Source organism: Lentzea sp. NPDC054927 (genome assembly GCF_053610285.1).
Map to the genome: position 1 here is coordinate 117,311 of NZ_JBSGXZ010000025.1, position 11,296 is coordinate 128,606.

Sequence of the window (11,296 nt, forward strand, 5' to 3'; positions counted from 1 at the left end):
TCTTCGACTCTTGTTACGCCACCAGTAGCAACCGACACTATTGCGCATCCGCGCGCGTCACGAAGGTGGGTCGGGAAAAAACCCAGTCGAACGTGTTCTGCGAACCACACGTGCAAGAGGCGTCGGTCCGGCCATACTAGGGTCCGCTTCGCAGGGCCGTGTTCGCGATAGTCGGGGCTGAGCTGGTCCCTGGGGGCACGGGCGGACAACCCGAATACAACACCGGTATGCAGATTGTCCGCCCGCGCCGCCAGGAACCACCTCAACCGCGACTCTCATCGAACGAGCCCCGCGAAGCAGACCCTAGGGCCGCCCGGCGAGCGTCCGAGTGGACCAATAGGGTCGGGCCGTTGATTTGATTAGTGCTGATCTGACTTAGGGGGCCCTGGTGGCGACCGGTACGACGGTGTTCAGCCGTGTCACGGTGGTGGCACCTCGAACGCGTATCGACGTTGCGCTGCCTGCCGACGTGGCGGTGGCCGATCTCCTGCCGATGCTGCTGGACATGGCCAGAGAGGCCACTCCGGACGGTGGTGTCCGGCACGGCGGCTGGTGCCTCGCGAAGCTCGGCGACAGCCCGCTCGACCCCGCGCGCACGCTGGCGTCGCTCGGAGTCGTCGACGGTGAGCTGCTGCAGTTGCGGCGCCGCAACGAGAATCCGCCGCCGCCGTTGTACGACGACGTCGTCGACGCGATCGCGGAGTCCGATCCGGACTCGTTCCGGCCGTGGACCAAGGAGACGGCGCAGAAGTTCGGCCACCTCGCCGGTGCGCTCGCGCTGATCGCCTCCGCGGTGGCGCTGTTCCTGTCCGGCCCGGTGACGCAGGGCGGTTCCGGCAGCGGGCTCGCCGCCGCGATCGCCGGTGGTGTCGCCGCCGTCGCCGCACTGGCGGCGGGCGCGACCATCTCGCGGGCCTACGCCTCGGCGTCGACGGGTGTGCTGATCGCCGCGTGCGGTTCGCTGCCGATGGCGTTCGTCGCGGGCTTCCACGCGGTGCCCGGTGTCGGGTTCAACCCGAAGATGCTGCTCGCCTCGGCCCTGATGATGATCTTCGCGTGGGGCGGCATCCTGCTGATCGGGCAGGGCATCACGGTGTTCATCGCCGCGGCGACCGGCGGCACGTTCGTGGCGCTCGCGTTCCTCGTCGCGACGTTCGTCGAGCACCCGCTGGCCGGTGTGGCCGCGGCGACCGGCGCGGTGGCGCTCGGCGCGCTGTCGTTGCTGCCCAGGCTGACGCTGCAGCTGGCCAAGATCCCGCCGCCCGTCGTGCCGACGAACGCGGAGGACCTCAAGGAGGACAGCGGCTTCCCGGAGTACGCGGTGATCGAGCGCCGCACCGCCGTGGCGCACGAGTACCTCACCGGCATGATCGTCGGAACCGGCATCGTCGCCGCGCTGGCCGCCATCGTGGCCGCGTCCGCCGACACGATCTGGGGCCCGATCTACGGCGTCGTCGTCGCGATCGTGCTGATGATGCGCGGCCGTGCGTACGCGAACGGCGCGCAGGCGGTCGCACTGCTGTCCACCGGCATGCTCGCCAGCGCGGGCATCCTGCTGGGCTGGCTGATCTCCTCGACCTCGTTCGACCGCATCGCGTTCGTGTTCGGCACGCTGCTGATCCTCGGCGCCGCCGCACTGGTGCTCGGTGTGATCTTCCCCGGCCAGAAGTTCTCACCGCCGCTGCGCCGCACCGTCGACATCATCGAGGCGATCCTCATCGCCGCCGTGGTGCCGCTGGCGCTCGCGGTGATGGACATGTACTCGGTGTTCCGAGGTCTGATCTCGCTATGAGGTCCGGCATCAGGCGCACCACGGCGGCCGCGACCGCCGGACTGCTGCTGCTGACGGGGGCGCTTCCGCAGGCCTCCGCGCAGCCGTCGTCGTCCCCCGCGACGGCCCGCCCGAACTCGGTGCCGCCGGACCTGCCGCCCGGCACCCAGCCCCCGGCCGACGACGGCAAGCCCGACGTGAAGTACGAGCGCACCAACAAGGGGTGCGTCGAGTCCGACACGAAGAGCGAACTGATCGAGACCAAGCCGTGGGGCCAGGTCCAGCTGAACCTCGATCAGGCGCACAGGTTCGCGACCGGCAAGGGCATCAGGATCGCGATCATCGACACGGGTGTCGACCCGCGCAACCCGCGCTTCGGCGGCCGGGTGAAGCCCGGTGGCGAGTACGTCGACAACTCCAAGAACGCGAACGGCACCGACGACTGCGACGGCCACGGCACCGAGGTGGCCGGCGTCGCCGCGGCGGCCAGGACCGAGGGCGACTTCGTCGGCGCGGCACCGGAGGCGGAGATCCTCGCGATCCGTCAGACGAGCGACCGCTACGAGTTCAAGGGCGACGCGACGAACCCGGACAAGCGTGCCTCCGCCGGCAAGGTGGGCACCCTGGCGATGGCCATCGTCCGTGCCGCGAACCAGAACGCCAAGGTCATCAACATCTCGCTGACGAACTGCGGCCCTCCCAAGGGGTTCAGCTCCGACGACCAGAAGCTGCAGGCCGCGATCAAGTACGCGGTGGACGTCAAGAACGTGGTGATCGTCACCGCCGCCGGCAACCTGAGCGAACAGGGCACCGGGTGCGCCAAGCAGAACGACAACCTGGACCCGACCAACGTCAACTCGGTCTCGTCGCCCGCCTGGTTCGCCAACGACGTGCTGTCCGTGGGATCGATCGCCCAGTCGGGCGCGGTGTCCTCGTTCAGCGTGTGGGGCCCGTGGGTCAGCATCGCCGGGCCGGGTGAGGAGATCATCTCCGTCGACCCCAAGGGCACCGGCCTGACCAACGCGAACGTCACCGCGCAGGGCGTGCAGGACATCAAGGGCACGAGCTTCGCGTCCCCTTACGTCGCAGGCATTGTGGCGCTGGTGCGCGAGCGGTTCCCGGACCTCAGCGCGCGCCAGGTGATGGAGCGCGTGAAGGCCACGGCCCTGCACCCCGGCAACGTGTCCGGAAGGGACAACAAGACCGGCGCCGGCATGATCAACCCGGTGGCCGCGCTGACCGCCGTGCTGCCCGCGGAAGCGCAGGGGTTCAAGGCGCCGCAGCCGAAGGAGCTGAACACGGCCGTCACCCCGCCGCAGGGGCTGGACTGGCCACCGATCATCGTGGCGCTGAGCGGCATCGGCATCGGCGGCGTGCTGCTCATGCTCACGCTGCTCATCCGCAACTCGCTCAACCGCAAGCGCGGCAAACCGGCCTAGCCGTTCCTCGGCTCATCACGAGAACGGCCCCGCTCGACAGTCGAGCGGGGCCGTTCTCGTTGCCAGGTCAGGCGTGGAACCAGGATCCGCAGTGCAGCTTGCCCCTGTTCCCCTCGAAGCAGGTGCGCCACCAGTAGTCGCCGTGCGGCACGCGCGCGGTCCAGATCGAGTTCTTCGCGGCACCGATCCACCCGTCCCAGCGAGTGGGGTTGCTGCTGGTCGCGCGGTCCATCCAGATCTGCGGAACCTGCGAGCTGTTGCTGCCGAAGGCGTTGCCCTGTTCGAAGTACAGGAAACTCCAGTAGCCGCCGACGTACTCGCGATGCTCGGCCGCGCTGGCCGGTGCCGCTCCCATGAGCAGCCCGGCGACCGCGATCGCAGCGATGAGCGACTTGCGCATGACGAAAACCCCCAGAGACCAAGACCAACCGTTACGCCGTTCAGCGTAATGTCGATCTTGGTCCCTCGCCAGCGGAGGCCGACTATTCGTCGTCGCCGATCGTCTTCGGCGCGGCCTTCTTGGGCTTGCCGAGCAGGTCGTCGATCGAGCCGGTGAGCCGTTGCTTCGGCTTGTGCTCCTTGTCGCCACCCTGCTGACCGCCGGCACCGCCCATCGGCATGCCGCCCATCATCCCGCCCGCCATCCCGCCGGGAGCGCCTCCAGAACGGCCACCAGCGGCCGCGGCGGCCGAAGCGGCCGCAGCACCCTTGTCCGCGCCCGGAAGTTGCTCAGCGACGCCTGTGGAGCCGCCGAACTGCATCGGCTGCTGGGTCGCGGCGGCCGGCGCACCCACGGAGCCGACACCACCACCAACTCCGCCGCCAACGCCACCACCGACACCGCCGCCGACCCCACCGCCGCCACCACCGGGCGAGGCGGTGCCCGCAGCGGCCGTGGCGGAAGCCTTGGCCGGTTCCGGCATCTTCGTCTCGGGCTTGGCGGGCGCCGTGTAGGTCCAGTCCTTGTCGGGGTACTTGTGCTCCATCCGCACGGCGTCGAAGCCGTCGGACTCACCGGAAACCCCGTCGCACAGCTTGAGGAACGCCTCCAGCACCTGCCGCGCGGACTCGTGCAGTTCGCGGACCGGTGCCTTGAGCTCCTCGATGTGCTTGATCGCGCGCTGGTCGCCCTCCAGGGGCAACGCCGCCGTGCCGGACACCGAGTCGGCGGCGTCGGCGAGCACGTGCGCCATGTCCTGCACGATGTCGCGAACGCCGTCCGCCGTTTCCTCCAGCGCGTCCGCCATCGCGTTCATCGCGTCGGACATGTCGCCGCCGGCGAGCCCCACCTTGCGCATGTGGTCGAGGAACGCGTCGGCGTCCTTGCCCTGCCACCGCGCGTCGACGCCGCCCAGCGGTGCCGCCACGTGCTTGTTGACCGCCTCGGTCACCTTCGCCGCCTTGCGCCAGCGTTCGGCTTCCTCGCGCAGGTCGTTCCAGTCACCCACGAGCGGGTCGAAGAAGTCGTGCACGAGGTCCACGACACCGAGCTTCTGACTCACCCGCGAGAGGTAGTCGAGCTCGGGACCGACCTCGGCCGCGATCTGCCTGCCGTCCTTGGTCACCACAGCTCCCCCTACCGCCGATCGGCCTTCTTGATGAGCTGCAGCGCGTCGTCGTCGCCCTGCCCGTGCTGCTTCGCCACGGCGTGCAGGCCCTTGGCGGCGGCGTCGAGCGTGTCGCAGGCGCGGGCGAGCTGCGAGTTGAGCAGCTCGGCCGCACGCGCGTAGCCCTGCGCGGTGCCCACCGTTCTGCCGATCTCGCCGAACGACTGCGGGCGCAGCGGGGACACCTTCATGGCGTCCCGCACCCGCCTCAGATCGTCCGTCGTGCCGTCGATCCGGTCGGCGTACTGCTCCAACCAGGCGGGATCAACGGAAATGCGACCGGCCACAACTGTCCCCTAACGACACACTCCGGGTGCTTTGTCTCATTCGACGGTGATGCACCCGGAGTGGTTCCGCTACTTCTGCACTGCCTGCTGAGGATCCTTGATCTTGCCGCCCGGCGCCGAGATCGAGTCGTAGCTGCGGTTCGCCTCGTTCTTGTTGAGCTGCGGTCCCATCGGCAACAGGCTCAGGATCTGGTTCGGCGCAGGCGGGAAGTTCCCCTGCAGACCCAGTGCTCCCGCGGTGCCGGCGTCCGGGACTCCGTAGCGGACACCGCGGCCCGTGACGATCTGCACCGGACCCGTGCCGTAGTCGTTGAGACCCTGACTGGCCCGCACGACCGCCTGCTTGCCGGGCAGCATCAGGAACTCGTCGACGATCTCGCCGCCCGCACCCGGCGCGTTCAGCTCGACCGGCGTCATCTCCGTCGGTCCCGGCAGCCTGGAGCCGACCGTCACCGAGATGTGCTCGGCCTTGTTGTCCGCGGTGAAGTTCTCGGCCTTCCAGCCCAGGCACAGCACCGTGTTGTTCGGGTTCGCCTCGAGCGTGGTGGGGATCTTGGTCGGGTACGAGGTCAGGTCGAGCGGGTTCTTCGGGTCCTTGTGGTCCGCGATCGCGCTCGGCGAGAGCGGAATCGCCTTCTGGTTGTTCGAGTACGCGTAGCGCAGCAGGTCGCCGACGGTCTCGTCGACGGTCTGGAAACCGTCCTCCAGTGCCACCATGAACTCGGCCGCGCCGGTCCGCTCGACCGAGACGACCTCGCCGATGAGGACCTTCGTCTCGGTGACGTAGGTGGCCTGCTTGCCCTGGTTGGGGATGACCGGCGCCCGCAACTCCGCGACCTCGGGAATGGCGTTGAGCAGACCGGAGCTGATCGCGCGCGCCTGCTTGCCCTTCAGCTTCAGGGCGTTCATCACCTTGTCGTTCTTCAGATCCACCTCGGCGCGGACCGTCGACGACGAGATGTCCTTCAGCTGCTGGGGCCTCTTGTAGATCAGGAAGGCCTTCTTGTCGCCGGTGCGCTGCTGCACCAGCATCGCCTCGTCGCCCAGCTCCGAGTTGCCGCCGCTGACGCCCGCGATCACGGAGGTCTTGATCTGGTTCTCCACGGCCTGGTTCTCGCGGAACTTGTCCAGCCGGAGGGTGTCGCAGACGGACCACTGCGCGTCGATGCGCATGCTCTCGGCCGGCAGCACGTCCGGCGCGTCCGGCAGACCGGTGAGCCTGCCGCGCGGCAGGCTCGCGAGTGCCTTCTCGCTCACCAGCTTCGGGGTGCCGCCGGCGGCCTCCTGCTGCGCGCCGTTCGTCGTCCCGCCCGGTGCGTCGCCGCCGCCGGCCTGCTGGTCGGGGTTGTTGCGCGAGAACCAGAGCAGCCGGGCCGACGCCAGGTTCGTCATCGGGATGAGCCGCCGCGGCGACGCGTCGACCACGTAGACCTGGCCGGTCTCCTTGCTGATGGCGATCTGCGTCTCGCTGTCGAGCTTCGGTGCCGGGCTGAAGAGGCCGTACACCAGGAAGCCGATCAGACCGACAACGCCGAGGACCACGCCGACCGATGTCGCGCGCGAGTGATTGCGCATGGGGTCATGCAGCATCACCGCGTCTCTGCGGACCAGAGCGGACTGCATCCGCCGCAGGACGAATTGGTAGGCCTGGACCTGTGACTTGGTGGTGGGTGTTGATGCCATTCTCGGCTCGCTGCTCTCCCAGTCGCGGTACGGTTCGGCAGGATAGCCGGACGCAGGTTGCTCCGTGGGCCGGTTCGCCAAGCCCACCGACCATCGAGGGGAAAGAGACCACAACGGATGTCCGTGACCACTCCACATCCGCCCCGGCCCAACCCAGGGATGGCACGGCCGCAGGGACCCGGGGGTCCTGGCCAGCAGGCACCCGCGCCTTCGCGCCCGGTCGGGCGTGTCCGGCGCAGAGGTGCCGGAGTCAGCCTCGGCTCTTTGCCCGTCTCGAACGTAGTCACGATCGAGATCGGTCTCGCCATCGCACTCCTCGTGCTGACGCTCATGGGCGTGAAGAACGGCGACGCCCTGAACGTCGTCTCCGTCTCGATCGCCGGCGGTGTGCTCTTCATCGCACTGATCCTGGCGTTCACCCGATCGCGTGGTCGTTGGCTGACCCAGTGGATCGGCGTCCGGCTGCGCTACAACTTCCGTTCGCACAGCCGCACCGCGAACCGCGCCGCGCCGCAGGAGTCCAAGCCCGGTGACGACGAGATGCAGGTGCTCGGCCCGGAGGACCCCCGCGTCGCGCTGCTGCGTCTCGCGATCCCGGACCTGGTGATCGCGAAGGGCGTCGACCACGAACGCCGCCCGCTCGCGCTGTCGTGGCACGACGGCGTGTGGACCGCGGTGCTGCTGGTCGACCCGACCCCGCCGCTGATCTCCGCGGTCGGCTCGGCACCGTCGCTGCCGCTCGGCGCGCTGGCGCCGTGCCTGGAGGACCGCGGTGTCGTCCTGGACGCGATCACCGTGATCTGGCACTGCTACCCCGGCAGCGCGGCGCTCCCGCCGAACTCGCCCGCGGTCAGCTCGTACATGGAGGTGCTCGGCCCGCTGCCCGCGGCTGCCCGGCGCACCACGTGGATCACGGTCCGGCTGGACCCGCGCCGCTGCGGCGAAGCGATCCGGGAGCGTGGCGGTGGCGTCGTCGGTGCGCACCGCGCGCTGATCGGCGCGTTGTCCCGCGTCCGCAACGCTCTGGAGTCCGCCGGCGTCACGATCCGCCCGCTCGACTCGGACGAACTGCTGCGCGCGGCGATCTCGTCCGCCGAACTGACCGCCGCCGTCGGCAACACGAACCCCGTGTCGCTGCGGGAGAAGTGGGCGGGCGTCACCGCGGGTGGCGTTGGTCACGCGAGCTACGCGATCACCGGCTGGCCGTCCAAGGGCCTCAAGGGCAACCTGAACTCGCTGACCGGTGTGCGCGCTCTCTCGTCGACGCTCGCGATGTCGATCTCACCGTCCCGCGAGGACGGTCAGGTCTCGCTGCGCGGCCTGGTGCGGGTGAGCGCCCGCACGCCCAGTGAGCTGGACCGCGCGGAGGACCAGTTGTCGAAGCTGAGCGACAAGCTCGACATCACGCTGACCCCGTTGCGGGGCATGCAGCTCGCCGGCCTGGCCGCGACGCTGCCGCTGGGAGGTGTGGCATGAGCTCGTCCCGTCTGCTCGACTCGCGCGGCCGCGGCGCGGTGGCACCGGAGTTCCTGGTGTCGCCGAACATGCTCGACGTGGTCAGCCCGAGCGGCGACCGCGGCGGCATGATGCTCGGCCAGGGCACCAAGGGCGAACCGCTCGCGGTGTCCGTGCTGCGCCCCACGCCGACCCGCATGGTGGTCGTCGGCGGCCTCTACCTGGCCCGCCAGATCGCGTTGCGGGCCATGGCGACCGGCGCGTGGATCATCATCGCCACCGGCCGTCCCCAAGCGTGGCAACCGGTCGTGCGCGCCGCGGGCCAGGGCCCGGACGGCCGTCCGTCTCAGTTGGTGCAGCTGCGCCGCCTGTCCCCGGCCGACCTTCCCCGGCCGACCGAGGACATGCCGCTGCTCGTGATCCACGACGGCGGCCACGTCCCGCAGGAGCTGTTCCCGCCGCGTGCCCCGTGGCAGACCACGATGTACGTGCTGCCGTACCTGCACCCGCAGGCCTCGTCGACGGCGAACAACGCGGACCTCGTGCTGCTGCAGCGCCTCCCGATGGGCCAGGCACAGCTCGCCGGTCAGATGTGGCGCCTGCGCCCGCAGATGTTCCAGCAGCTGACCCAGCTCAAGGACGACCAGGTCATCGCGATGGGTCAGGACATGTGGGCGCACCTGCGCCTGTACACGACCCCGGCCGAGCAACAGATCCTCGGAGCTGTTCGCCGAGGCGATTGAGACGCTCGACGAAATAGGCCACACTTGCGCCCCGAACGGTTCATCGTTCGGGGCGCAATTGTTTTGTCCATAGCTCAGCGGCACCAATTACTTCACAGGGCAGATCAAAACTGTTGATTCGCCATTCGAAGGTTGTTTCGTGGACCTTCTTGTGCGAAATCCGTCAACGCCACTAAGAAGGCTCTCACCTGCACGACCCTGCGACGAGGGAGCACGCTGCTATGGGTGAATCGTGGCTCAGACGAGCGGCTGGAATCGGACTGGTAGCGGGCACCGCGCTCGCGCTGACGTCCGTCTCCGCCACCGCTGCGCCCGAGGGGGAGATTCGGAACCTCGGTGCGTCCAACACAGTCAAGGACAACTACATCGTCGTGCTGAAGGACATGAGCACGACCAGTGTGGAGAGCCTCAGCGCTAAGTACAGCGCGCAGGTGAAGCACTCGTACAAGTCCGCTTTGCGCGGTTTCTCGGCACAGATGTCCGAGACCCAGGCCAAGCGCCTCGCCGCCGACCCGGCAGTCGCCTACGTGGAGCAGGACGGCGAAGTCCACCTCTCCGACACGCAGACGCCGACCCCGTCCTGGGGCCTCGACCGCATCGACCAGCGCGCGCTCCCGCTGGACAACAGCTACACCTACCCGAACCGCGGCGCAGGCGTCACCGCGTACATCATCGACACCGGCATCCGCCTCACCCACGCCGACTTCGGCGGCCGCGCCGTCTCGGGCCGCGACACCGTGGACAACGACAACGATGCCACCGACTGCAACGGCCACGGCACCCACGTCGCCGGCACCGTCGGCGGCACCAAGTACGGCGTCGCCAAGGACGCGAAACTGGTAGCCGTCCGAGTCCTCAACTGCGCGGGCTCCGGCACCTTCGCAGGCGTCATCGCCGGCATCGACTGGGTCACCGAACAGGTCACCAACGCCCCGGCCAACAAGCCCGCAGTGGCCAACATGTCCCTGGGCGGCGGCGCCAACGACACCGTCGACGCAGCCGTGAAGCGCTCCATCGCCGCAGGCGTCACCTACGGCCTGGCCGCAGGCAACGACAACGGCGGCAACGCCTGCAACACCTCCCCGGCCCGCACCCCAGAAGCCATCACCGTCGGCTCAACCGACCGAACCGACGCCCGCTCCTCGTTCTCCAACCTGGGCACCTGCCTGGACATCTTCGCCCCTGGCCGCGACATCACCAGCGCCTGGCTGACCGACGACAACGCCACCAACACCATCAGCGGCACCTCGATGGCCACGCCCCACGTAGTAGGCGCGGCAGCCGTCTACCTGGGCTCGTCCCCCACGGCAACGCCACAACAGGTCCGCGACGCCCTCGTCGAAAACGCCACCAGCGACAGCGTCAGCAACCCCGGAGCAGGCTCCCCGAACAAGCTCCTGCACATCACCGGCACGGCCCCCGGCAACCCGCCCGGCCAATGCCCAGCAGCCACCAACGACACCGACACCGCCATCCCCGACGCCTCAGTCGTCACCTCATCCATCACCGTCGCCGACTGCAACGGCAAAGCCAGCGCCACCGGCTCCGTGAAGGTAGCCATCAAGCACACCTACCGAGGCGACCTGGAACTGGCCCTGATCGCCCCCTCAGGCGCCGTGAAGCTCCTGAAGGTCTCCAGCGGCAACGACAGCGCAGACGACATCAACGCCACCTACGCCGTGAACGTCTCAGCTGAAGACGCCAACGGCACCTGGCAACTGCGAGTCCGCGACCTCTACCGCCAGGACACGGGCCACCTCGACTCGTGGACCCTCGACATCTAGCCGCCACACCACCTCGGAGCCCCCGGTCCCCCCGCCGGGGGCTCCTCCCTTTCCCGTAGAGGGAGGGAGCGCGACAAGCCCAAGCGGCAGTACACAGCAGGGACGGGGGCGGCGAGACAGGAAGGTCGGCCGCGAAGCCGGGGGTGGCCGCGCACGGCAGGAGGCCGCAGCACGCACGCAGGCTGACGCAGGCGTCCCCTTCGCCACAGGATCCCCCGCGACCCAACGTACTCAGCGGGTCTGACACTCCCGCGAGGTTGATCGGGCGAGGTTGATCGGGCGAGGTTGATCGGGCGAGGCCGAAAGGCGAGTCCCAAGCCGAGGCCGCAGTGAGGCACTCAAGCCCGATGCCGCAGGCGAGGCCCTCAAGCGAAGCCGCAGGCGAGCAGTCCCGACGGCGAAGCCGAGGCGTCCTTACGCTTGAAACGGGAGGTTCCGGTGGGTGGTCCCGTCACGAGTCGTGCCACAGCACTTGCTGCGTCAGAGGAGGGGTGTCAACTCGACACGCTTTTCGTCGAGTTGACACC

General features: G+C 69.0%; 9 protein-coding genes. 5 read left to right on the plus strand and 4 right to left on the minus strand.

Annotated features, from left to right (window positions below; all coding sequences use genetic code 11):
* The first annotated feature begins 388 nt into the window (after nucleotides 1-388).
* Nucleotides 389-1,792: a type VII secretion integral membrane protein EccD gene (gene eccD, locus ACWGE0_RS28345; protein ID WP_452263935.1), complete on the plus strand. Its 1,404-nt coding sequence runs from the start codon at nucleotides 389-391 to the stop codon at nucleotides 1,790-1,792.
* Nucleotides 1,789-3,210: a type VII secretion-associated serine protease mycosin gene (gene mycP / locus ACWGE0_RS28350; RefSeq protein ID WP_452263936.1), complete on the plus strand. Its 1,422-nt coding sequence runs from the start codon at nucleotides 1,789-1,791 to the stop codon at nucleotides 3,208-3,210. The genes eccD and mycP overlap by 4 nt, the downstream gene beginning before the upstream one ends.
* A 67-nt stretch (nucleotides 3,211-3,277) precedes the next feature.
* Here the strand turns inward: mycP and ACWGE0_RS28355 are convergent, their stop codons facing one another.
* From ACWGE0_RS28355 to eccB, 4 genes are all read right to left on the minus strand, one after another.
* Nucleotides 3,278-3,610 (minus strand): hypothetical protein, encoded by a 333-nt coding sequence (locus tag ACWGE0_RS28355; protein WP_452263937.1) that lies wholly within the window; start codon nucleotides 3,608-3,610, stop codon nucleotides 3,278-3,280.
* Between the two features lie 82 nt (nucleotides 3,611-3,692).
* The gene (locus tag ACWGE0_RS28360) at nucleotides 3,693-4,775 is read right to left on the minus strand and encodes a WXG100 family type VII secretion target (protein ID WP_452263938.1); all 1,083 of its coding nucleotides are present in this window, start codon (nucleotides 4,773-4,775) and stop codon (nucleotides 3,693-3,695) included.
* Nucleotides 4,776-4,786: 11 nt separating this feature from the next.
* Nucleotides 4,787-5,104, minus strand: coding sequence for a hypothetical protein (locus ACWGE0_RS28365; protein ID WP_452263939.1), 318 nt, complete (start codon nucleotides 5,102-5,104; stop codon nucleotides 4,787-4,789).
* 69 nt (nucleotides 5,105-5,173) lie between these two features.
* Nucleotides 5,174-6,787, minus strand: a complete 1,614-nt coding sequence (gene eccB / locus ACWGE0_RS28370) for a type VII secretion protein EccB (RefSeq protein WP_452263940.1) — start codon at nucleotides 6,785-6,787, stop codon at nucleotides 5,174-5,176.
* Nucleotides 6,788-7,051: 264 nt separating this feature from the next.
* Between eccB and eccE the strand changes: the two genes are divergently transcribed.
* The 3 genes from eccE (at nucleotide 7,052) to ACWGE0_RS28385 (ending at nucleotide 10,769) form a co-directional block, all read left to right on the plus strand.
* Nucleotides 7,052-8,263, plus strand: coding sequence for a type VII secretion protein EccE (gene eccE / locus ACWGE0_RS28375; RefSeq protein ID WP_452263941.1), 1,212 nt, complete (start codon nucleotides 7,052-7,054; stop codon nucleotides 8,261-8,263).
* Nucleotides 8,260-8,985, plus strand: a complete 726-nt coding sequence (locus ACWGE0_RS28380; RefSeq protein ID WP_086663925.1) for a hypothetical protein — start codon at nucleotides 8,260-8,262, stop codon at nucleotides 8,983-8,985. Before eccE ends, ACWGE0_RS28380 begins: the two co-directional genes overlap by 4 nt.
* 221 nt (nucleotides 8,986-9,206) lie before the next feature.
* Nucleotides 9,207-10,769, plus strand: coding sequence for a S8 family serine peptidase (locus ACWGE0_RS28385; protein ID WP_452263942.1), 1,563 nt, complete (start codon nucleotides 9,207-9,209; stop codon nucleotides 10,767-10,769).
* Nucleotides 10,770-11,296 lie beyond the last annotated feature (527 nt).

What these genes read in the sequence shown, in the direction of transcription:
- eccB (WP_452263940.1), bottom strand. Translation starts at nt 6,787, where the DNA reads ATGGCATCAACACCCACCACCAAGTCACAGGTCCAGGCCTACCAATTC.
- mycP (WP_452263936.1), top strand. Translation starts at nt 1,789, where the DNA reads ATGAGGTCCGGCATCAGGCGCACCACGGCGGCCGCGACCGCCGGACTG.
- ACWGE0_RS28355 (WP_452263937.1), bottom strand. Translation starts at nt 3,610, where the DNA reads ATGCGCAAGTCGCTCATCGCTGCGATCGCGGTCGCCGGGCTGCTCATG.
- ACWGE0_RS28385 (WP_452263942.1), top strand. Translation starts at nt 9,207, where the DNA reads ATGGGTGAATCGTGGCTCAGACGAGCGGCTGGAATCGGACTGGTAGCG.
- ACWGE0_RS28380 (WP_086663925.1), top strand. Translation starts at nt 8,260, where the DNA reads ATGAGCTCGTCCCGTCTGCTCGACTCGCGCGGCCGCGGCGCGGTGGCA.